The 21,900-nt window shown below is 71.2% G+C and carries 19 protein-coding genes and 1 pseudogene; 12 read left to right on the top strand and 8 right to left on the bottom strand.

Annotation, left to right across the window (positions count from 1 at the left end):
• The first annotated feature begins 402 nt into the window (after positions 1-402).
• Positions 403-2,649 (top strand): sigma-70 family RNA polymerase sigma factor, encoded by a 2,247-nt coding sequence (locus tag E1193_RS06425; protein WP_132181191.1) that lies wholly within the window; start codon positions 403-405, stop codon positions 2,647-2,649.
• A 237-nt stretch (positions 2,650-2,886) separates the two neighbouring features.
• Positions 2,887-3,318, top strand: coding sequence for a hypothetical protein (locus tag E1193_RS06420; protein ID WP_132181189.1), 432 nt, complete (start codon positions 2,887-2,889; stop codon positions 3,316-3,318).
• 134 nt (positions 3,319-3,452) lie between these two features.
• Here E1193_RS06420 and E1193_RS32435 read toward each other — a convergent pair whose 3' ends face one another.
• From E1193_RS32435 to E1193_RS06405, 3 genes are all read right to left on the bottom strand, one after another.
• Positions 3,453-3,623 (bottom strand): hypothetical protein, encoded by a 171-nt coding sequence (locus E1193_RS32435; RefSeq protein WP_207922593.1) that lies wholly within the window; start codon positions 3,621-3,623, stop codon positions 3,453-3,455.
• A gap of 122 nt (positions 3,624-3,745) precedes the next feature.
• Positions 3,746-4,717, bottom strand: a complete 972-nt coding sequence (locus E1193_RS06410; protein WP_132181187.1) for an ABC transporter permease subunit — start codon at positions 4,715-4,717, stop codon at positions 3,746-3,748.
• Entirely contained in the window at positions 4,714-5,589 is an 876-nt protein-coding gene (locus E1193_RS06405; RefSeq protein ID WP_132181185.1) for an ABC transporter ATP-binding protein, read from the bottom strand. The genes E1193_RS06410 and E1193_RS06405 overlap by 4 nt, the downstream gene beginning before the upstream one ends.
• Before the next feature lie 339 nt (positions 5,590-5,928).
• On the opposite strand from E1193_RS06405, the gene E1193_RS06400 reads away from it, so the two are divergent.
• Both E1193_RS06400 and E1193_RS06395 read left to right on the top strand, forming a co-directional pair.
• Positions 5,929-7,071, top strand: a complete 1,143-nt coding sequence (locus E1193_RS06400; protein ID WP_132181183.1) for a sensor histidine kinase — start codon at positions 5,929-5,931, stop codon at positions 7,069-7,071.
• On the top strand, positions 7,068-7,721 hold the full coding sequence (locus tag E1193_RS06395; protein WP_132181181.1) for a response regulator transcription factor: 654 nt from the start codon (positions 7,068-7,070) through the stop codon (positions 7,719-7,721). The genes E1193_RS06400 and E1193_RS06395 overlap by 4 nt, the downstream gene beginning before the upstream one ends.
• Positions 7,722-7,873: 152 nt before the next feature.
• Here the strand turns inward: E1193_RS06395 and E1193_RS06390 are convergent, their stop codons facing one another.
• A complete protein-coding gene (locus E1193_RS06390) occupies positions 7,874-8,572 on the bottom strand; it encodes a winged helix-turn-helix domain-containing protein (protein WP_132181179.1) in 699 nt (232 codons plus the stop codon).
• Positions 8,573-8,635: 63 nt separating this feature from the next.
• Here E1193_RS06390 and E1193_RS06385 point away from each other — a divergent pair, with 63 nt between their 5' ends.
• A complete protein-coding gene (locus tag E1193_RS06385) occupies positions 8,636-9,298 on the top strand; it encodes a hypothetical protein (protein ID WP_207922592.1) in 663 nt (220 codons plus the stop codon).
• A complete protein-coding gene (locus E1193_RS06380; RefSeq protein ID WP_132181177.1) occupies positions 9,295-10,032 on the top strand; it encodes an isocitrate lyase/phosphoenolpyruvate mutase family protein in 738 nt (245 codons plus the stop codon). The genes E1193_RS06385 and E1193_RS06380 overlap by 4 nt, the downstream gene beginning before the upstream one ends.
• A gap of 221 nt (positions 10,033-10,253) precedes the next feature.
• Here the strand turns inward: E1193_RS06380 and E1193_RS06375 are convergent, their stop codons facing one another.
• Positions 10,254-11,060 carry an SDR family oxidoreductase gene (locus tag E1193_RS06375; protein ID WP_132181175.1) on the bottom strand — a complete coding sequence of 269 codons (807 nt, stop codon included), beginning with the start codon at positions 11,058-11,060 and terminating at the stop codon, positions 10,254-10,256.
• A gap of 253 nt (positions 11,061-11,313) precedes the next feature.
• Positions 11,314-11,874: a hypothetical protein gene (locus E1193_RS06370; protein WP_243707325.1), complete on the bottom strand. Its 561-nt coding sequence runs from the start codon at positions 11,872-11,874 to the stop codon at positions 11,314-11,316.
• A gap of 184 nt (positions 11,875-12,058) precedes the next feature.
• On the opposite strand from E1193_RS06370, the gene E1193_RS06365 reads away from it, so the two are divergent.
• Genes E1193_RS06365 through E1193_RS06345 form a run of 5 tightly spaced genes read left to right on the top strand, consistent with a single transcriptional unit; the run spans position 12,059 to position 16,611 of the window.
• Positions 12,059-12,613 (top strand): RNA polymerase sigma factor, encoded by a 555-nt coding sequence (locus E1193_RS06365; protein ID WP_132181173.1) that lies wholly within the window; start codon positions 12,059-12,061, stop codon positions 12,611-12,613.
• Positions 12,610-13,452 (top strand): hypothetical protein, encoded by an 843-nt coding sequence (locus E1193_RS06360; RefSeq protein WP_207922591.1) that lies wholly within the window; start codon positions 12,610-12,612, stop codon positions 13,450-13,452. The genes E1193_RS06365 and E1193_RS06360 overlap by 4 nt, the downstream gene beginning before the upstream one ends.
• On the top strand, positions 13,449-14,327 hold the full coding sequence (locus E1193_RS06355; protein WP_132181172.1) for an ATP-binding cassette domain-containing protein: 879 nt from the start codon (positions 13,449-13,451) through the stop codon (positions 14,325-14,327). The genes E1193_RS06360 and E1193_RS06355 overlap by 4 nt, the downstream gene beginning before the upstream one ends.
• On the top strand, positions 14,324-15,925 hold the full coding sequence (locus E1193_RS06350) for a hypothetical protein (protein WP_132181170.1): 1,602 nt from the start codon (positions 14,324-14,326) through the stop codon (positions 15,923-15,925). The genes E1193_RS06355 and E1193_RS06350 overlap by 4 nt, the downstream gene beginning before the upstream one ends.
• Positions 15,922-16,611, top strand: a complete 690-nt coding sequence (locus E1193_RS06345) for an ABC transporter (protein WP_132181168.1) — start codon at positions 15,922-15,924, stop codon at positions 16,609-16,611. The genes E1193_RS06350 and E1193_RS06345 overlap by 4 nt, the downstream gene beginning before the upstream one ends.
• A gap of 176 nt (positions 16,612-16,787) precedes the next feature.
• Here the strand turns inward: E1193_RS06345 and E1193_RS06340 are convergent, their stop codons facing one another.
• Positions 16,788-18,284, bottom strand: a complete 1,497-nt coding sequence (locus E1193_RS06340; protein WP_132181166.1) for a sulfite exporter TauE/SafE family protein — start codon at positions 18,282-18,284, stop codon at positions 16,788-16,790.
• A 91-nt stretch (positions 18,285-18,375) separates the two neighbouring features.
• On the bottom strand, positions 18,376-20,619 hold the full coding sequence (locus tag E1193_RS06335) for a carbohydrate-binding protein (protein ID WP_132181164.1): 2,244 nt from the start codon (positions 20,617-20,619) through the stop codon (positions 18,376-18,378).
• 1,057 nt (positions 20,620-21,676) lie between these two features.
• Between E1193_RS06335 and E1193_RS06330 the strand changes: the two are divergent.
• A pseudogene (locus E1193_RS06330) lies at positions 21,677-21,900 on the top strand (hypothetical protein); the annotation flags it as partial.

Raw genomic sequence — 21,900 nt, 5'->3', positions numbered from 1 at the left:
TGCCGCCACCGCGGTGAGCATCCCGGCACCGAGCGCCACAGCGGCCACGGCCGCAGTGACCAGCACGGCCGAGCGGCCTCGCGTCTGTCCTGTCATGCCTTCCTCGGGCTCTCGTTTCCAGGCCGGGCGGGGTGCCCGTCCGCCCCCCGCCGGCCCACAGCCGTGCGGTGGGCGGACGGTCCCCCCAGTTCCCCCTCGAAAAGGAGACGGCCGAACCGGCGGCCGCATAACGAAAAAGCCCTCGCGACTTGCGGGCACCGACCGGCACGGGGCACCGGCCCATCGGGAGGTTGTGCCTCGTCAGGCTTCACATGGAACGATCACGGATGCCACCGCGTCGGGCGGATGGCCACCACCGGACCGTGTGCCACCGGTGTTCCCGTACCGAGGAGATGAACCGCCATGCACCGTGCGGCGGACCCAGCGCAGGTGGCGGCCGCCCGCTCCGGCGACCGGCAGGCCCTGGAGTCGCTGCTCGCCGAGCACCTGCCGCTGATCTACGGGGTGGTGCGCCGCGCCCTCGGCACCGACCCCGACGTCGACGACGTCGTGCAGGAGACCATGCTGCGGGCCGTGCGGCACCTGCGCGGGCTGCGCGATCCGGAGGGGTTCAAGTCCTGGCTGGTGGCCATCGCGGTGCGCCAGATCCAGGAGCGGTCGCGACGGCTGGCCCGTCGGGCCACCAGGGTCGCGTACGACGTGGACATCGGTGTGGACGGGGCGAGCCTGCCCGATCCCGGTGCCGACTTCACGCTCCCCACCGAGGAACGCATCGACCTGGCCCGCGAGCTGCACACGATCGCCCAGGCCAGTGGCTTCCTCACCCCGGCGGACCGGCAGCTGTTGGCCCTGTGGTCGCAGGAGGTCGCGGGGTCGCTCACCCGAGCGGAGGTCGCCTCGGCGCTGGCGCTCAGCCCCGCGCACACCGCGGTACGCGTACAGCGCATGCGTGCCCGGTTGGATCTGGCGCTGGCCGTGGTGCGCGCCTGGCAGGCCTCGCCGCGCTGCTCCGCGCTCGGTGACGCGGCGCTGTCGTGGGACCGCAGCGCCGAGCCTCGCTGGCTCAAGCGGCTGGGCCGTCATGTGCGCGACTGCGGGCAGTGCACGCTGGCCGGGCGCCACCGGGCTCCCGCCGCGGAAGCGCTGGCCGCGCCGTGGCTGCTGCCGGTGCCGGCGGCGCTGGCGGGCCAGGTCTCGTCACTGGCAGCCACGGCGGCGGGCGGCGGGCTGGGTTCGGCGACCATCGCGGCGGTCGCGGACTCCATCCGGCGGACGCTTGGGTATGTCAACGTCAAGAGCGCGGGTCTGGCCGGCGCGGGCCTGGCCGGAGCCACTGCGGCCGCGGTCCTGGCCGTCCACATGGTCACGGAGGTGGCCGACCCGGTCCCGGCACCACCGGCCGGTCTGGTCGCGCTGCCGCCGGCGGGGCAGACGCCGGCGGGGCAAACGCCAGCTGGCACCACACCAGGGCCTTCGGTGAGCGCCCGGCCGGCTGCGCCCCCGGCATTGGGCGCGGTGGCCGGCACCGCCGTGGGTGTCACCCGCGCCGACTTCTACGTCGCGCCCGACGGCGACGACGCCGGCCCCGGCACCGCGGCGCAGCCGTTCGCGACCCTGGGCAAAGCGGTGTCGGTGGTGCGTCCGGGGCAGGTCATCGCGCTGCGTGGCGGCACCTATCGGCCGGTAAAGCCGGTGGCAATCACCACCAGTGGCACCGAGCAGCAGCGGATCACGGTGAGCAATCTGGTGGGTGAGCGTCCCGTGATCGATGCGGCGGGACTGCCCGCCGGAGGCCGGCTGATCACGCACACCGCGTCGTTCTGGACCGTGCAGGGCCTGGAGATCAAGAATGCGCCGAGCTACGCGTACATGTGCCGGTCCTGCCGGCAGAACGTCTTCCGGCGGTTGTGGGTGCACAACAACGGCAACACCGGGCTGGTACTGCACGGCACCGGGACCGTCGGCAACCAGATCCTCGACAGCGACTTCTCCCGCAACCACGACACGGTCGACCGCGGGGGCGACGCCGACGGCCTGTCCATCAAGAGCGGTTCCGGCGCGGGAAACCTGGTCCGGGGCTGCCGCTTCGCCGAGAACTCCGGCGACGGCCTGGATCTGACCAGCTTCATCGACCCGGTGACCGTCACCAGTAACTGGGCCTACGGCAACGGCCACAACCGGTGGCAGATCAGTGATTTCAACGGCCCCGGCAACGGGGTGAAGCTCGGCGGCGGCTCCCCCGCGCCGGCCGTGGACCACGTCGTCACCGACAACGCGTCCTGGGACAACGCCGGGTACGGCTTCACGGACGCCGGTAACCGGGGCCGGCTCACGCTGACCAACAACACGGCCTACCGCAACGGCGGCACGGGGTTCGCGTTCCGGTACTCCTCCTCGCGGTTGAGGCGCAACCTCGCCCTGGCCAACGCCCGCGACGTCCAGCTCGGCGCCGCCGTCGACGACGCGGACAACTCCTGGCACCAGAGCGGCTGGACGACGACCATCCTGCGCAGCGGCGACCCCACCACAGCCCGGGGAGAGCGCACCGCCGCCGGGCTGTTCCCGCCGACCACGTTCCTGCTCAACCGCAAGGACACGACCATGGGTGCGTCCATGACCGCGACGGGCGGGGCGCGGGCAAGCCGATGAAGCGGCAGACACCCGGCGACAAGCTCGCTGCAACGGATGCCCTTACCGCGCCGAAACCTGTCGCTCAGGCTGTCAGCTGGGATTTCTCCGCTCGGGCTGATGGTCTCCGGTATGACCGTGCGGTTGCTGTACCTGGGGATGATCCACCACCGGCAGCCCCACCCAGGCCGCCGTCGTCCGGCTCGTCGATGACTCACCTCGACTCACTTGCCTCACCGCGCCTACGGTCTTGCGATGATGAGGAGACTTGTCGCTGCCACGATGCTTGTTGCTGGTCTGCTGGTCTGCATTGGCGGACCCGTTGTCTCCATACTCGCACTGTTCAGGGGTGCATGGTGGACAGCGCTCTGGGGTCTGCTCGCGGCGCTGGCAGGCGTCGTGGTTCACTTCAGCGGACTGGCGGCCGCGTTCTCGGTGGCGCACGGGCCACGGTCGCCGGAGGAAAAGGATCACGACCGCAGGCTTCGCACCTTTGACCGGGCCATCAGGGCCGAGAAGCGCCGCCGCCGGCCCTCTCCTCCGCACGCTGACTGGCCCACGTGGTGGCGCGCCCAGATTGCCGATGTTCGTGCCAGTGAAATGACCGCTCCGGAAAGCTTCATTACCTATGTTCTCGCGCAACGGCGCTCTGCCGGGCTCCAAGATTTCGATCCTGGGCTTGTGGACTGAAGGATGCCTCGGCACTCGGTGAAAGCGTTGCCGGTAGGCGACGTCGGTGTCATCCGGCGACGATGATGTTGTAGAGGTCTGTCGCGGTGCCACCTGCCCAGCCTCGGTCCCCAGTCCAGCCTGATCCGCGTCGTTTACGGCGTGTTGGGGTGTCGGCGGGCTTGGGCTACCGCGATATGCCGCAGATCGAGTCGATTGTGGCCGGCGCCCGGAGGGAGGATCTGGCTCTGCTGGGTGATCTTCTGCAACCGCTGGCCCTCGGCCATCGACACCTGCCGGACGAACACCTTCGGGCGTCTGCCCACCGGGCACCACCTCCCCACCATCGAGCCGACTTGGGCCACCGCACACCAACCGTCGGCAGACAGCCTGCCGGACGAGTCCTCAGAACTGACGGATAACCCGATCAACGGTCAAAGACGCGGCACTAGCTGACCCGGCGCTGGATGCGCCACATGCCGACCGCCGCGAGCAGTGCGCTGAGGCCGAGATACAGCGTCAGTTCGATCCATTGGAACGGCCAGAAGCGTTGGTTGGGCTGGTAGGCCAGGTCGACGTGGAGGTCGAGTTTGCCGAGGCATGCCGCGGCGTCACCGAACCTGCCGGTGGCGCCGGTCCTCGGGGCGTTGTCGAGGCACTGGTTGAAAGCAGTGTCGGAGAGCTGCCGGCCGTCGGGTGTCCGGAGGCTGCTGGTTTCTGTGACCCAGGCGTCTGGTATCTCTATCCCTCCGATGACCGGCCCGCCGGTGATGCTGCCCAGCGTCCGGGCCTGGTTGATGGTGTCGACGCTCATCGGTACGGTGACCCGCTCGGCGGGCAGGTAGTGCGGTCGTAGCAGGTTCGGAACGGCGATCTGCACCGCGATCACGGCCAGGAAAACCAGCGCCATCGCCGGCAGGGTGCGGCGTGCCAGTAGCCCGGCGACGGCGCCGAAGGTGAAGCCGAAGGCGGCGTACCCGATGGGCGCGACAGCGCGCGCGCCGAACAGGAGCCCGCTGAACCGGTCGCCGCTCACCTGGTCGGCGGGGCCCGCCGCCCAGCTCAACAGCGCGCTGAGGGTGCCGGCGACGGCCATGCTGGCGAGACCGAGCACAGCCAGCTTGACCGCGAGCCAGCGGCGGCGGGTCACGCTCTGGTTCCAGGCCAGTCGATGGGTGCCGGTCTCCAGTTCCCGGGCGATGAGCGGCGCGCCCCAGAACGCGCCGATGAGAGCGGGTACCAGACCGAAACCGGCGGCGAGGAACAGCATCGTCTGCCCGTACTGCGTCTGGAGCTGGGCTGTGTCGCGCACGGCACGGATGTCCCCGCCGAGATGAATCAGATAGCTGGCGGCCAGGACCAGCAGGATCGCGCCGACGAGTGCCTGAATGCGGAACTGCCGCAAGCTCATCCTGATCATCGCGTCACCGCCGCACTCGCACCGGGCGCGGCGCCCGTTCCGGTGGCCCGCGACATGTAGGCGAGGACAAGCTCCTCCAGCGTGACCGGCTCGGCGTCCCTCGCCGCCCGTACCGTTGCGTCTCCCCGAACCAGGGCGCGGCCGCGCTCTGCCCAGATGACCTCGAACCCGGCCATCGTGGCGGGATCGCGGGCGATCCGGCGGTGCGAGGCGAGCAGATCCGGTACCGGGCCGGCGATCTGGATGCGCGAGCCGCAGAGTACGACGAGGTAGTCGCAGACCTGCTCGACGTCGCTCAACAGGTGTGAGGAGAGCACGGCACTGGCCCCCAACTCACCGACGAACTCCACGAGACTGTGCATGAAGCCCCTGCGCGCCAGGGGGTCCAGCGCGGCGGCGGGTTCGTCGAAGATGAGCAGCTCGGGTCGCTTCGCGGCGGCGACGGCCATCGCGAGCTGCGCGCGCTGGCCGCCGGACAGCCGACCCGCCTTCTGCGCGGGGTCCAGGCCGACCTCCGCGATCCGCCGCTTGGCCAGCTTCGAATCCCAGGACGGGTTCAGCCAGGCGCCCATCCTCAGGTGGTCGGCGACGCTGAACGAGGCGTACACCGGGGTGTCCTGGGCGACGAAGCCGACCCTGGCCAGGTGTGCCGCGCCGGCTGCCGGTGTGGAGTCGAGGACGGACAACGTACCCGAGGTGGGCCGGATCAGGCCGCAGGCCAGTTGCAGGAGCGTGGACTTGCCGGCGCCGTTCGGGCCGACCAGCCCGACGACATGCCCGCGTGGGATTCGCAGGTCGCAGTCGACCAGTGCGGTTCTGCGGCCGTACCGTTTGGTCAGCCGCTCGGCGTGCAGTACGAGTGGTGTTTGCATGGGGTTCATCCTGCGAACGGCGGGCGGGGCAGGGCATCGGTCCAAAGCGGGGTCCGGCACGCCGGCGGCCCTACTTTCGGCTGGTTCGCCTGCGCCCGCGATTCCCTAGCGTTCTCGGCATGGGTACGACACACCGAACGGTAACGAACGCCGTGCTGGGGGCTGGTCTTCGTCTTGGCGCTCGGGCTCACGGCGTACCCGATCGTGGACAGCGGGGCGGGCGCAACTGGCTGCGGGCTTCACCGCGGTGACCGTCGTGAACGCGGTCGCCTGGCTGGTTGCCGTGGCGTTCGGGATCACCCTGGGTGTGGCCGGGCGGGGCCTCGTAACGTGAATCGGATGAGGGCCTGCGATCGGCTGTTCGGGGTCACGGCCACGGCGGGACTCGCCGTGGCCTTTCTCGCCGCGATCGTCCTTCAGGCCCTGGCGATCGCCCAGACCTGGGGTGCCCGGTACTGGCTCGCCGGCGGTACGGCCGCCGTCGTGGTCTGTGTGCTGGCGCTGGTACGGCGGCGGCAGCGGGCGTGGGCGGCGGTCGCCGGGCTCGGCATCGCTGGGCTGGCCATCGCGGCGGCCCGGGTGTTCCACCTCCCGACCGAGCCGGGACCGGCCATGGCACTGGCGCTCGCCGTACTCGTCGGGTCGGCGGTGCGGGCGCTGCCTCCCGTACCGGCGGGTGCGCTCGCCGCCGGAGGGCTCGCGGTGGTCGGCGGCGCCTATCTCGCCGCTCGCCCGCAGTCCTCGGGCGCCTCGGGAGTCTGGATGATGAACGTAGCGGCCTGGCTCGGCGCGGTCGCGGGCGGGCTGGCGCTGCGGCTGCTGGACGAGCGCGCGACGGCCACCGTCGAGAGGGTTCGTCGGGACGAGCGGCTGGAACTGGCCCGGGAACTGCACGACGTGGTGGCCCACCACGTCACCGGCATGCTGATCCAGGCGCAGGCCGCCCACCTCGTCGCGCGCAAGAACCCGGGGCAGGTGACCGAGTCGCTGACCGAGATCGAGGCCGCCGGCACCGAGGCGCTGCGCGCGATGCGCCGCGTGGTCGGGCTGCTGCGCGACACCGAGGACGCGCCGCCCGCCTCGGCCGGGCCGGAAGAGCTCGGCGTACTCGTCGAACGCTTCAGCCGGCAGGGCCCGCCGGTGCGCCTGCGGCTACCCGACGAGAGCACGGCATGGCCGCCGGAGGTGACCAGCACCGTGTACCGGATCATCCGGGAGTCGCTGACGAACGTGGCCCGCCACGCGCCGCACGCCCGCAGCGTCACCGTCACCGTCGACCAGAACCCTTCCGGCGTTACGGTCGAAGTGGTCGACGACGCACCACCGGGCCCTGTCCGCGCCTCCCACCGCGGCGGGTACGGCCTGATCGGCATGCGCGAACGCGTCGAAACCCTCGGCGGTACGCTGCACACCGGCCCCCGCCCGGACACCGGCTGGTCGGTCCTGGCCACCCTACCCACCCAGGTCGGACGGCCACGATGACGATCCGTGTACTGCTCGCCGACGACCAGGCGATGATCCGCAGGGGCCTTCGGCTCATCCTCGAAGACCAGCCGGACATCAGCGTCATCGCCGAGGCGCCAGACGGTGTCGAGGCGATCGCCCAGGCCCGCCGGCTGCGCCCCGACGTCTGCCTGGTGGACATCCGCATGCCCCGGCTCGACGGCATCGAGGTGACCAGGGCACTCGCCGGGCCCGGCATACCCCACCCGATGCGGGTCATCGTGGTCACCACATTCGATCTCGACGAGTACGTGTACGGGGCGTTACGCGGCGGCGCGGTCGGCTTCATCCTCAAGGACGCCGGCCCAGCCCTGCTCGTCGAGGCCGTACGCGCCGCCCACAACGGCGACGCGCTGGTCTCCCCGTCGGTCACCATACGGCTACTGCGCCACCTGACGACACCAGTGCCCGCGTCCACCAAGTCCCTGCCGTCGCTGTCGGAACGCGAAATCGAGGTGGTACGGGAGATCGCACGCGGCCGTACCAACCTGGAGATCGGGGCCGAACTGTTCATCTCCCTGAGCACGGTCAAGAGTCACGTGTCGACCATCCAGACAAAGCTCGGCCTGCGCAACCGCGTCGAGATCGCCGCATGGGCCTGGGAGAACCGGATCGTCGAAAAGACCTGAACGGCAGCCAAAAGCAGCGGTACCGCGCGGGCCGATGGAACCGCGCGATCGGGCAGCAGCAACCGAGCGCGCCTGCCATCCTCCGGGTGCTCGCCGACGGTTCTGCGGAAGCTGTGGGGCATCGCGGAGCGGGCACCCACCGAGCGCACACGTCAGTTGACGTCGGAGAGCCCCAGGAGGTCCCGCAGCGCTGCTTTTCCGTTCAGGGTGAGCCGCACCGCCCGGCCGGACCCGATCCGCACCACCCAATCGTTGCCGAGGAACGTCTCACACAGCTTCGCCCCGGCCAACCCGGCGAGGTGCTGCCGCCGTTCCGTCCAGTCGAGGCATCCGCGTGCGAGGGGCCGTTTGCCTGGCCGTAGGTCCTCGGGCCTCAGCCCGGCCGTGTCGGTGAGCCAGGCCAGGCCGGCCGTGGTGAGGGCGAAACCGCTGGTCTGGTCCAGCAGCCCCGTGTGGGTCATCGCGTCGGTCACCGCGACACCGAGCCGTCCGGCGAGGTGGTCGTAGCAGGTGCGACCACGTCGCATAGCCGAGTTCGCGGTCACCGCCCGCAGCCCTCGCGGCGAGGCCGGGCGGTGCTCGATCCGGGCCGCCAGGTCTTCGAGAAGCTGCGCGACGGAGGCGCCGGCGAGTTGTACGTATCGGTGACGGCCCTGGCGCCGCTCGACGAGCAGCCCGCCGCCGATGAGGCGGTGAAGGTGCCCGGTCGCCGTGGAGGGCGCGACGCGGGCGTGCGCCGCCAACTCGCCCGCAGTCCACGCACGCCCGTCGAGCAGCGCGAGGCACATCGCTGCCCGGGTCTCGTCGGCCAGCAGAGCCGCGAGCGACGCCAGGTCCGAGGCTGAGGTCACCTGCCCAGCCTAGGTCGTTTCCGTTCGGCGGCCGCCGAACGATTGCGGCCGTACCTTCGCCTCATGCAGCAGATCAGCGGCCGCGACGCCGCCTTCGCCGTCCTGAACGACTCGGCCTTCGTGGTGCCGCCGGTCCCACCCGTGTCCTCGGGAGTCGCCTGGCTACGCGCCACGGTCGGCCGGTTCAGCACCGGGGAGGCGCACGAGCGCCGGCGCGCGATGTCAATCGCAATCCTGGACGCGATCGCGCCGGAGTCGCTCCGAGGCTACGGCCCGATGCATCCGGTGGCGGCCCTCGCCCGCGAGATGGGCGTCGGCGAGCCCGTCGTGGACCTGGTGCGCGATGTCGCGCAGGCGTACCAGCCAGGTACTGGCGACGAGTTCAGGGCAGACGCGGCGGTCGTCCGGCTGGTTGCGGTCTTCGGTGGCGTCTTCGACGAGCCGACCGCAGCCCGCATCGGGCTGCTCGTGCAGGCTTGCGAACCCACCACGGCCCTGATCGAACGGACTCGACACCGCCCTGTCGACGACGTGTTGCGAGACGAACCACCGGTTCCGGCGACCAAGCGGCAGGCGCTGGTCAGGAGCACCGTCGGCGACGTCAGGGTCGAAGCCGGCGAGGTGGTGCAGGTGAGCCTGGCAGGCGGTCTGGCGTTCGGGTCCGGGCCACGCCGCTGCCCCGGGCGCGAGCATGCCCTCGCCCTCGTCGAAGGGGCCCTCGTATGAAGGGCTTCGCTGCCCTGCACCGCAGCGGCCACCCGCTCGTCCTGCCGAACGTGTGGGACGTCGCCTCAGCCCGGTGTCTGGTCGAGGCCGGCTTTCCCGCGCTCGGCACCACCAGCCTCGGCGTCGCGGCCGCAGCCGGCCTGCCCGACGGCACCGGCGCCGGCGAGGATGAGACGCTGCGCCTCACCCGCAGCCTGGCGCGGCTCCCGGTCCAGCTCACCGTCGACATCGAGACCGGATCGGTCGGCACCGCGGTCGCCGTGGCCGCAGCCGGCGCGGTCGGCGTCAACATGGAAGACGCCCTGGGCCCTGCCGAGACGCACGCGGCGTTGATCCGGTCGGTGAAGCAGGAGGTGCCGCAGCTGTTCGTCAACGCCCGGACCGACACTCATTGGCAGCGACCGGGCGACCTCGCCGAAACGCTGCGCCGGGTGCGGCTCTACGCGGCTGCCGGCGCCGACGGGGTGTTCGTTCCCGGCCTGGCGGAGCCGGCCGACATCGCCGCCGTCGTGGCAGCGGTCGACGTGCCGGTCAACGTCCTGTTCCTGCCCGGCCGGCACACCGTCGCCGCCCTGGCAGACCTGGGCGTCCGGCGGGTCAGCACCGGCTCCCTGCTCTTCCGCGCCGCCTTGGCCGCGTCCGTGAACACCGCGGAAGCCGTCCGCGACGGCCTCGCCGTACGACCAGACCTTCCGTCCTACGCTCAGGTCAATGCCTGGGCGCCGCCAGAATGACCCCAGCAGCGCCGAGCCTCCGGCCCGAGCGCGGGCGTGGTTACCACGGCACACCACAGCCGGTTAGCCTCCCGCACCGCTCAACGTCGGTCACCCGCTGCATCCAGGCTGAGCGGGCATGCGGCTGCACCCCGCGTTCCCATCGCAATGATCAGAAGGATCGTGACCAGTACGGACGAGGTTCTCGCCACGCGCAACACCGGGGACGTCCGCGCTCGTTCTCAGTCGTAGGCGGTCCACGGGTCTGATCGGACACGCTCGTCCACCGCTGCGGCGTCCTGGCCGATGACGACTCGCCAGTCGCCGTTGCGTACGGCGTCCAGAATCATGGCTGCGGCGGTGGCGCTGGGAACAGGCTGGTAGTCGACGAACAGCGAGCCGAGCGCACGGCGCCAGGACCGGGGAGGTGACGGCATCCCGGTGCGGACGTGGCCCGGTATGACCAGCACAGCGGACAGGTGCGGGGCATGTGAACGGAAGTCGACCAGCAACGACTCGGTGAAGCCCCGAACGGCGAACTTCGCCGACGAGTAGGCGGTCTGCGCCGACCCTGGCCCCAAGCTCGCCCACAGCCCGTTCACCGACGACGTGTTGACGACAACCCCCTGATCGGCAGCGAGCAGCATCGGCAGGAACGCCCGGGTGCAGTGGTACACACCGAACCAGGACACGGCGAACGTTCGCTCCCACTCGTCTCGCCGACCGGCGACGAACGAGCCCCCACCCACCACGCCGGCGTTGTTGAACAGCAGGTGGACCGCGTCGCACTCGTGCGCCTGTACCACCTCGTCGAGGAACCGGCCGACGGCAGCCTCGTCGGCGACGTCGTGCACGTGGGCGGTCACCCGGACGTGGGGATTGGCGGCGCGGGCGCGGCGAACTGCCGCCTCCAGCTTTCCCTGATCAACATCACAGACAGCCACGTGGGTTCCCTGCCGCACGAGTTGGAGCAAGAGCTCACGGCCGATTCCCGACGCGCCGCCGGTCAGCACGGCAAGGCGGTTCTCGAAGTTGACGAACGGCGCCACGGCAGATCCTCCTTCCCTCGATGTCGTCTCGCGGGAGGCCTTTGGGCACCCACTCCGCGTCGGTGGTGTCCGGCGGATACCGCCGATGCCGGACGGTGGACAGGTGCGCCGCCGCACGTTGACAACAGCGAGCGTGTCACCGAAGCGGGCTGTGTGGAGTACACCCTTCCTGGCGCGATCAGTCGGTGGACGCGTTGTTGCAGTGAGGCCCAGGATCCGGGTTGAGTAGTGGATCTCTTCGTATTCCGTTGACTCATTGGCGGGTACGTGCAAGTTCTTCGACTTCTGCGAGGGTGGCGACGTGGTCGCACTCCTCGGGTGTCAGTTTGTTGATCAGTGCTTTGGCTGCCTGGGCTTGTCTCGTGGTGGGCAGGTCACCGGTGACGAGAGCGGGCAGGACCAGTTCGTAGCCGACCCTCGCCCGCGCGCTGTACCGCGTGCGGCTGCGGGCAACGGCGAAGGAGACGCGGATGGCGTGCTCGTTGCCGGCCGGCACATCCGGCCGGTCCACCTCTCGGGCCGCGAAGCGCACTTCGTGGTAGTACGTGCACCGCCGGCAGGTATCAGGTCCCCTGGTCAAGGTGGATCCGCACTCCGTACACGTCAGGCGGTCGAGGGCGGCATCGACGACGCGCCAGTCATGCTCGTCGGGACTGTCGACCACGAGCCAGCTCAGCGCCGTCTCGTCCGACGAACCGCAGGCGACGCCCAACTCGCTGAGCAGGCGCGCCCAGGCCAGGTCGAGTTCTGCCTCGATCTCACCGATGGTCTGGGCCAGGGACGCGCTGCGCCACACCCGCATGGTGTCAGCCATGTCGTCAAGCATGGTCCATCAGCGAATGCCCCGAAACCGGGTTTGCTGTCCGGCAAGGCGTGCTGCAACGGTGAGCCGGCCGATCGCGGTGTCGAGGTCGTCAGGGTGTGGGTCGGCGTCGTTTCCACCCCAGTTACCGGGTTCGGTGAACCGTCTGCGGTGCCGGGCCCGATGAAGGGGTGTGATGAGTACGCCCGGCACCGCCCCTACCGACGCCGAGTTGCTGACACGTGTCGCGGCCGGTGACCGGAGCGCCTTTGAGGCGTTCTACCGGCGGCATGCGACCTGGCTGGTGCTGCGCATGCGGTACCGCTGCGCGGACGGCGCGCTGGTCGACGACGTGGTGCAGGAGACGTTCCTCGCGGTGTGGCGCGGCACGGCCAGATACCGGGAGCAGCACGGGGGTGACGTCGCCGGGTGGCTGTGGCGGATTGGCTCGCGCCGGCTGATCGACTCGCTGCGCGGGCACGGTGCTCGACAACGCCTGGCCGGCTTGCTCGCGCGGCGGCGGCACGCCGACGAGCCGTCGGCTGAGGAGCAGGTGCTGGTCGGCGTGGAGCACGGTGATCTCGCCGGGGCGCTCGCCCGGCTTTCACCAGAGCTGCGGGCGGTGGTGCAGGCGACGGTGCTGGACGGGTTGACCACCGCGGAAGCGGCAGTGCTGCTCGAAATTCCAGCCGGCACGGTCAAGACCCGGGCCATGCGGGCCCGGCGGCAACTGCGTCAGGAGTTGTCGTGATCAGCGAGGGGGAGGCAGCCATGGACGCCACCGGGTGGCACCCACCAGACAGGGAGTTGCGGCGGTACGGGGAACGAGTGCTGGTTCCACCTGTTCTCTGGTCCATCGAGGCGCACCTGGCGGCGTGTGCGCAGTGCCGAGAAAGGCTCGCCGTCGTCGACCCGCAGGTGGTGCGGGCGGGCTGGGCCAGGCTGGACGCGGAGCTGGACGCACCCGTCCCGGGGCCGGTCGAGCGCCTGCTGGTCAGGGTCGGCGTGGCCGAGCACACCGCGCGGCTGCTCGCCGCCACGCCGGTGCTGCGACTGTCCTGGCTGGCTGCGGTGGTCTCGACGCTGGCGCTCGTCGCGTTGCTGGCCAACCTGGCGCACCCGGTGGTGTTCCTGGCCACCGCGCCGCTGCTGCCGGTGGGCGGGGTGGCGCTCTCCTTCGGACCGCGGGTGGACCCCACGTACGAGATCACCGTGGTGGCGCCGATGCACACGTTCCGGCTGCTTCTGCTGCGCTGCGTGGCCGTGCTGTCCGCCACTACCGCGCTGAGCGCCGCGGCGAGCCTGGCGCTGCCTGACTACGGCCTGGTGGCACTGGGCTGGTTCCTGCCGGCGCTGGCGTTGACCCTACTCAGCCTGGCGCTCACACCCCGGTTGGGTCCGGTCCTCGCCGCCGCTTCGGTCGGCCTCGGGTGGATCGCGCTGGTGACGTCCACGCTGGGCGTCGGCTCCGGCGGCTCGGCCGTTTTCGTACCGGCCGGACAGCTCGCGTTGGCGCTGGCCGGCGCGCTGGCCGCTCTCGTGCTCGCCCGGATCCGCCGGGCGTTCGAAACCCCAAGGAGGTTCTGGTGACCGTCACCGCGACCGGTCCTGTGGTCCGCGCGTCCGACCTGACGCTGCGGTACGGCCGAACGCTCGCCCTGGCCGACGTGGCGTTCACGCTGCGCGACGGCGTGACCGGGCTGCTCGGCCCCAACGGCGCGGGCAAGACGACGCTGCTGCGGATCGTCGCCACCGCGCTCGTGCCCGACCGTGGCCAGCTCACGGTGCTGGGTGCCGACCCGCGCACCGAATCCGGCCGGCTCGCTGTCCGGCGCCGCCTCGGGTACCTACCCCAGGATCCCGGCTTCCATCCGGGTTTCTCCGCGTTCGAGTTCGTGGACTACGTGGCGATCCTCAAGGAGCTGACCAACCGCCGCGTCCGCCACGAGGAGGTGAGCCGGGTGCTGACCGCGGTGGGGTTGGCGGACCAGCGCGGAAAGAAGATCAGGGCGCTGTCCGGGGGGATGCGCCAGCGGGTGGCCCTGGCAGCGGCGCTGCTGGGCGATCCGGACCTGCTGATCCTCGACGAGCCGACGGTGGGCCTCGACCCGGAGCAGCGGCTGCGTTTCCGTGAGGTCGTCGCGGAACTGGGCGAGGGACGCTCCGTGCTGCTCTCCACCCACCAGACGGAGGAGGTGATGGCGCTCTGCCAGCGGGTGATTGTGCTGGACCGGGGCACGGTCCGGTTCGAGGGCACCCCCGTCGACCTCGCCGCGCTGGCCCGCGGGCGGGTGTGGACGAGCGGATCCCGCGCGCCCGAGGCGCTCGCGTCCTGGCGTGCCGGGACCGGGCGTTACCGCCACGTCGGCGACCCGCCGACCGGCGCCGAACTGCTCGAACCGACGGTGGAAGACGGATATCTCATGCTCGTCGACGCGACGGCGGACCAGGAGGCGTACGCATGAGCACGGTGATGACGGAGCAGCCGCAGGTTCTCCCCGACCCGGCCCCGGGCGACCCGCGCCGGGCCATGGTCGCCCTTGCCCGGGTGGAGGCGGTGCGCCTCCTGCGCCATCCGGTCACGATCGCCGGCATCCTGCTGTTCGTCGGCCCCGAGCTGTACGGGTGGTTGTCCGGCGGGGCGAATCGGTACCCGGTCCTCCAGGACGAGGACCGGTCCAAGCAGTTCCTCGCCCTGCTGGCGCTGGGCGGCGCCGCCCTCATCGCGGCAAACCTGGCGGCGCTGCGGGCCCACCGGCACGCCACGACCGTCCTGTACGACACGTTCGTGCTACCCCAACCATGGCGCACCGGTGCCTTCCTGCTGTCCGTGGTGCCGTTCGGGCTGTTGGTCGCGGTGCTGGTCGCGGTACGGATCGGCCTGCTCGCCGCCGTGCCTGGTGCGGCGGGCCGGCCCAACCCGTACGAGTTGGCCGCCTACCCCGCGGCCGTCCTGCTGCTCGGTGCCGCCGGCGTGCTGCTCGCCCGACTGGTCCGGGCCGTGATCGTCGCGCCGCTGCTGCTACTGGTTCTGGCCGTCGTCACGGTGGCCGGGCTGCTCCCGTCCACTCCGGCCGCGGCCCGGCTGCGCTGGTTGCTGCCGATCGCGATGGATGAGCCGCCGATGCCGCTGCCGGTCGACCTCATGTCCCGCCCGGCCGGCTGGCACCTGGCGTACGTCGTTGGCCTGATCGTGCTGGTGGCCGCGGCGGCGCTGGCCGTCACTGGTGCCCGCGGCCGCCGGCTCGTCGCGGCCGGCGCCGCCGGCCTGTCGATCACCGTCCTGGCCGGCTCGGCGCAGTTCTTCCCGACAAGTGACGCCGTCCGGACCGCCCAGGCCACGGCCGCCGAGCGTCCTGCCGAGATGCAGAGCTGCCAGCGAATCGACCAGGTCACATACTGCGCCTTCGACGACTTCGCCCCCTGGGTCGGCGGGTGGGACGCCGTGGTGCGCGGGGTGCTGCGCCGGGTACCCGAGGCACAGGCCCGGCAGCCGCTCGCCGTGCGGCAGCGGATATCCACTGCGGACCGGGCTGCCAACGGCTTGGTGGTGACCGCCGAGGAGCAGGCAGCCGCCGCAGCGGCGTGGCGGCGGGTGGACGCTGATGCGGGCACCCCGAACGCGGTCACGGTCGGCACGCGGTGGGGCGATGGGGAGTCCGAGATCGGGTTCGCCGGCCTGGTCGCGTACGAGGTCGTCGCGCGCGCCGGAGGCCCGGCGGGCGGACAGGTGTGCGGGGCGCGGGGGGTGTTGGTCGGTTGGCTGGCCGGCCAGGCGACCCCGAAGGCGACTGACGGCCTGCGAGAGGTGGACGCCAACAGTTGGGGCGGTGTGCCGTTCGGCGAGTGGCAGTTCCCGGTCGCGCTGTCGGTGCCGGACCGCGAGATGGCGGTGGCGCTGGCCCTGCTGAAGCGTCCAGCCGACGAGGTCGCGGAGCTGGTCCGGCGCTCGTGGGCCGAGCTGAGCGCCGCGGGCACGCCGACGGAGCGAGCCGGCGAGCTGTTCGGCGTTGCGGTGGCACCGCTGCCGCCGGAGGAGGAGCGGACCGTATGCGAGGCGTGAGCGTTCGGGTCGTACCCCGGTTGTTCCGGCCGGTCGCGCGGGCCATGCCGTGGTGGACGTTCCTGGCCGCGGCCGGGCTCGGGCTGGCGATCGTCACCGTGCCCGCCGCCACCGCGGTGACGCTGACGGGCGAAGACCTCGTGGGTCTGCTGCGCGTCGCGGCGGTCTGCGGGGCGCTGGGCGTCGGGTTTCTCCTCGACGACCCGGCCGCGCGCAGCATCGCGACCGTACCGACGCCGCGCCCGGTCCGGTACGCCGCCCGCGCCGGCGTGATCCTGCCGGCGGCGGCGGTGTGGTGGGCGCTCGTCCTGGCGGTGACGGTGGCCGGCGCCGAGGACGGGATCGGCGCGACGCTCCCACTGGGTGGCGTCACGGTCGAGGCGGCCGCGCTCGGCGGTGTCGCACTCGCGGTGGCGGCTGTCCGCCTTCGCGGCCGCCCGGACAGCGGCGGCCTCCTCGCCTTCCCCGTCCTGCTGGGTCTGGTGATGGCCGCGCGTCTGTTGCCGGACCGGATGGCGCTCTTCGTCCCGCCGGACGACACGGAGTGGGCGAGGACCCACGAGCGGTGGGCCGTGCTGCTGGTCGTCGCCGTTGCCGTATCGACGTGGGCGAGCCAGGAGCCGGCCCGCCGGTGGACGGCGGTCGCCCGGCGCCGCAGGTCGCTGGTGGGCCACAGGCGGTCATAACTGGGTGTTCTCGGGCCTGCCCAGCCTGGCGGCGAGGTCATCGACGGTCAGGAGGGTGTCTGGCCACCAGCGTCGCGATCACCGTGTGGTGGCGGCATCCGGCGACGGGCGCCGACACGACACTGGCCAGCGCACGTAGGCCTGCCACCTCGGCGGCATGGCCTCCTGACGGCGGCTCAGGTGAGTACCGCAGCGGCGCGCAGGGTAAGGCCGGTGCCGATGGCGAGCACCAGCGCCGAGGTGGTCAGCGGCCAGGCCGCCACCGCGCCGAGGCGGGCCAACATGCGTACGGGGCGGCGCTCGGCGAGGCTCACCCAACGCTTGACCGCGAGCAGAAGCAGGCCGGCTGCCGTGAGCGTGCCGGCCATACCAAGGCCGTACGCGAGCACCAGCAGCACGCCGAAGACCGCCTTCCCCGTACTGATCGAGGCCAGCAGCACCACCAGCGCGGTCGGGCTGGGCACCAGACCGCCGGCGACACCGATGCCGGCCAGCCCCAGCCGTCCGGCCCGACGTCCGTGCTGATGGGCGTGATCGTGGTGGTGGTCGTGACCGTGGTGGTGGTCGTGACCGTGGCCGCGCGGGTGGCCGGCTCGACCGCGTACGACGGCGATCAGCATTCCGACCCCGACCGCGATGACGAGCAGTCCACTGATCACGCCGAGGTAGCCGAGCAGCCGGTCGGCGGCGAACGCCGTACTGGTGCTGATCAAGACCCCCACCAGCAGCACCACGCCGGTATGGCTGAGCGTGACCGTGGCACCCACGGCCAGCGCGTCCGACGGCCGGCCGCGGCGCCCGGCGAGGTACGCCGCGAGCACGGACTTACCGTGCCCGGGCAGGGCGGCATGCCCGGCGCCGAGCAGCACCGCTGTCAACACGGCCAGGACCGCCAGCAGCGGGGTGAGCCGGCCGGCGGCCAACGCCTCGATCCGTTGCTCCGCCCATCTCGGAACTGTCGTCAGCAGCCCGGCGCGTTCCGCCGGCGCCGCCGCGGTCGGTGCGCCCGCCACGGCCGCTCCCGGTTCCACCCGCACCGTCGCCGCTGGCACGTTGACGACGAGGGCGTCCGCCGGCGGAATCGCCCTCAACTGCTCGCTCACGCTCTGCTCCGGCAGGCGCGAGTCGATCAGACGCACGCCGCGCCCAACGGCGGTCACCTCCCGGTATCCGGTGCCGTCGGGCCGGTGGTGATTGGCGATGGTCACCGTGGCCGGGGCGGACAGCCGCGCGGGCGCCGCAAGGTCGCACGTGAGCCGGGCGCTGGGTAACCCGGGTGAGCCCGGTTCGTAGTCGTAGCCGCCCGGTGTCACCGTCCAGCGCAGGCGTTCGCCGTTCACCTCGACGGCGAATCCGGCGGCCAGCTCCGCGCAGGCGGTGTGCGCGTGCCGACGTCGCTCGGCGGCGTCGACCGTGCCGTCGTGGTCCGCGTCCACGACCCGCCGCTCCTGCCGGGTGACGATCTCCGCCGTGTGCACGGCCGCGACCACCCGCGCCTGATCGGGCGTGAGGATGAGGCCGTGATATTGGTGGACCTGGAACGGGGCTCCGGTCGGGTGGGCGCTGGCGAGCGTGGCCGGTGCGGCCACCACGAAGAGCAGTCCGAGTACGGTCCACAGGCCCGCCCTGGCCGCCGCGCCGGCGGCGTCGAGCAGCACGCGCCGTGTGGGCATGACGCTTCTCCTGTCGTTTTCCGGCGGCGGCAGACACCCGGGGCGTAGCGCCTCCGGGTGTCTGCCGCCGCTGTCGACTTCCGCGGTTGGTTCAGCCTCCGGCGTAGGTGATGTTCGGCCTCGGGGGCTGGCTCATGCCGTTGCCGATGAAGTAGTCGACGTGGTGGGACTGCATGTAGCCCTTGACTGTCATGTCGTTGCGGTAGGCGGGGTTGTGCGCCAGCGTGTAGAGCCGGGTGTTGGTGAGCTGGTTCGTCGTGAAGATGATCAGCTCGTTGAACCTGGCGTTGGTGTACACGACCTCCTCGCGCCAGTCGCCGAGGATGTCACCGTGGAACGTGGGCTGGACGTTCTGGCTGGCGTCGACGGCGCCGTAGTTCGAGGTGGTCACCAGCCGCGGCACGCTGCTGGTGCCGGTGGGCGCGTTCGGGTTCCACTTCTCGATCTTGCCGTCGTTCAGCAGCTCCATGGTGATGTCACCGTCCCAGAACAGGCCCGTCTGCGGCCACGGCCGCAGCGAGGTGTTGGACTGGGTGAGCCGGTTGCTGGGCGCGTTGTAGAGACCCGAGAAGGCCCAGACCTCCATGCCGGGGAACCGTGGGTCGATGTCTCCCACCATGCCCCGGCCCACGTCGGCGGTGCCGGCCTCGACGTGCTGCCAGATCATGTTGCCGGTCGCCGCGTCGTAGTAGTAGTCGCGCAGCCCGCTGGGATTGTCCTGCTGCACGCCGTAACCCTGCAGGCCGGGCCGGCTGGGATCGATCTTGGCGATGTGGAAGCGGTCGCCGTGGACGATGCCCCGGGGCGCCAGCGAGTACTTCAGGGTGCCGTTGCCGTTGAGCACGAACCCGATCTCGGCGATCTCGTCCTTGCCGTCGCCGTCGACGTCGATCACCCGGGTGTTGTGCCCGTCGGGCAGGTTCTGCCTGCCGCGCAGGAACTTCCACTGCATGTTCAGGGCGCTGCCGGTGAACCGCCAGGCGGTGAACATGAGGTTGAAGTCGCCGGAGCCGATCCGGTTCTTCATGTACGCGACCAGGCTCGGGTTGACCCCGTCGAGGTGGCCTACGGCGAAGCGGGCGTACATCGGGCCGTCGGACAGATAGTCGGTCGGCACCGGCGCGGTCGCCCGCGGCGCGCCCGTCATGCCGTCGAGGATGGCGATGGCCTGGCGGGTGTTGTCGCTCAGGCCGTTGTACGTGACCCCGTTGGCGAACCGGACGCCGTTGGCGATCCGCACCGCGACCTCCGCGCGGCCGTCACTGTCGAGGTCGTACACGGTGACGCCGTCGTTGTGGCCGACGTTGACCGTGGCCGAGCCGCCCTCGATGTTGTTCTGGTTCGTGCTGTTCGGCCCCATGTTCATCGACCAGAGGAACTGCCCGTTGCCGCGGTACGCCTCGATCGTCTGCGGGGAGGTCTGCCGGTCCAGCACGTAGTCGTACTCGCCGTCGCCGTCCAGGTCACCGACCCACACGAACTTCACTGCCCCGCCGGCGCGCAGCGGCAGGCGGACCACCGGCTCGGTGGCGTGGTTGGCGGTCAGCGTGAACGATCCGCTCGGTGCCTGCTCCACGCCGTCGACCACCGGCCGGACGTGGTAGGCGTTCGACTGCGCCAGGTTGGCGCTGGTGTCCGAGTAGTTGGTCCCGCCGGTCAGCACCGCCGAGTTGAGCCGCACGGGTGAACCGCCGGCGGCGGACCGGTACACGTTGAAACCGATGCCGGCCGGGTCCAGCCCCAGCAGCCGCCAGCTCACCAGCACGCTGTTGTTGCTCGCGCGCACCGCGACGACTCCGCGACCCAGGCGTTCCATCCGCCTGGCGTCGGAGGACGGCGGCGGCGTGGTGTCATCGCCGATCGTCACCTCGACGTAGTCGATGTTGGCCAGCCCGGGCGCGGTGGTGGCGGCGAGCCGGATGGTGTTGGTGCCGCCACTGACCTGCACGGTCAACGTCCGGGTGGCCCAGGCGTTCCAGGCTCCGGTGGGATCGAACGCGAAACCGCCCTGCGCGACCGCGCCGTTGACGCTGATGTCCGCCGGCCGCGTGGCGGTGCCGCCGTTGGCGTAGCGGATGGCCACGGTGGCGGCACCCGCGCTGGGCGCGGTGATGGTGAACTGGGCCGCGGCACCGCTGGCGGCGCTGCTGTCGCAGAAGCCGGTGCCGGAGTAGCCGGCGTGGTTCGAGGCGATGGCTCCGTCGCAGGTGGCCGGGGCGGTTTCGGCCTCATACCGGGTGGTCGCCGCGTTCGCGGTGAGCGCGACCATCACCCCCGCGCCAGTCAGGAGGCTGGCCGCGGCCGCGACGACAGCGAGTCTCGGAACGCGTCTCATCGGTTTCCCTCTCTGTTGATCGCCGACCAGGGCGAGACACTGGATGGCGGCCAGGCCGCTCTGGGAGCCGGCATGGGTGGACACGAAGCTGACCTCGTTGACCGCTTTGTCGAGCCACCGCAGCCGAACGGCGCCGTCCGGGTGATGGGCGTGCGGGGCGGGTCGGCCGCCGAGGAGTGGGCAGAGCCTTCGGCGGCCGGCGAAGCCAACGGCGGGAACCGGTTGGCCGCGCCGGTGATCGCAGCGCCTGACAGCAGGCTGCGACGGGAGAGTCGTGCCATCGGGCGCTCCGGGGGTAGGGGCGGGGACGGTCGGTGGGTAAAACGCTTACTGTGTCAGGACAAGTAACCACAGCAATTCATCACTGTCAATGACCGCATCACCCCTTCCGACCACTGCGTCTGGCGTGTGGTCGGGCGAAGGGTGGTGTCCTGAGCTGCGGCCTGTGGCCACAAACGCTTTAACCCCGGATCGCGGCGGGCGGTGCGGCTTACCCCGTTACGGCGGCGACGTTCGGGCAAGGTGTCCGTCAGGTGGCGCGCTGATGCTGGATGCGCAGGACGACCAGGGCGGCTGTGGTAATCCGGCCGATAGCCCAGGGCGAGATCCGCAGCGGCAAGTCGTCCGGAGCGCTGATGGCCTGTGCGTCCCCGCGGCGCCGCCAGTTAAACCCATTGACATGAGTCGTTTGACACTTGGCATGTCGTGGCTAGACTATGTGACACATCTCGGCCTGCGGGAGCCGGGTGAGGAGCAGACACGGCGACCCGATGCCGGCGCCGGGCTGCGCGACGAAGAGGGCAATTCGTCGCGCTCCCAGCTCCGTGTGGTGCGGCCCAGGCGGCGGAACTGGCGCGGTTGATGCCGCCGGCACGCCCGTCGCCCGCCCGTTTCTCTGGTAAAGACTCAGACGTTGTTGCTGCGAGCCAACGGCAGCGGAGCCGGCATGACATCCACCTCGACCGCATCCTGACCCCGCAGCCTCTGAACCACCCCCATGGCGGCCGGGAGCGGCCAGCCTCACAGCCACTCGTAAACCCTTGAACAAGGAGTCAGCATGTCGATGCAACGACGCACCTTCCTGAGTCTGGGCGCAGTCGCAGCGGTGGGCGCGGGCACATCTCTGCTCGGTGCCGGACGAGCGATCGCGGACCCCGCGCCGACCACGCCGTTCGCCGTGGGTGTGCGCCGGTACGACTGGCGGCGGGGCAATCGCCCGTGCACCACCTACGTCTACTACCCGGCCACCGGCACCGCCGGCGGCAACCCGGTCACCAACGC

It is taken from the genome of Micromonospora sp. KC606 (assembly GCF_004348675.1).
Taxonomy (GTDB): domain Bacteria; phylum Actinomycetota; class Actinomycetes; order Mycobacteriales; family Micromonosporaceae; genus Micromonospora.
This window is presented reverse-complemented; position numbering and strand designations above follow the sequence as displayed.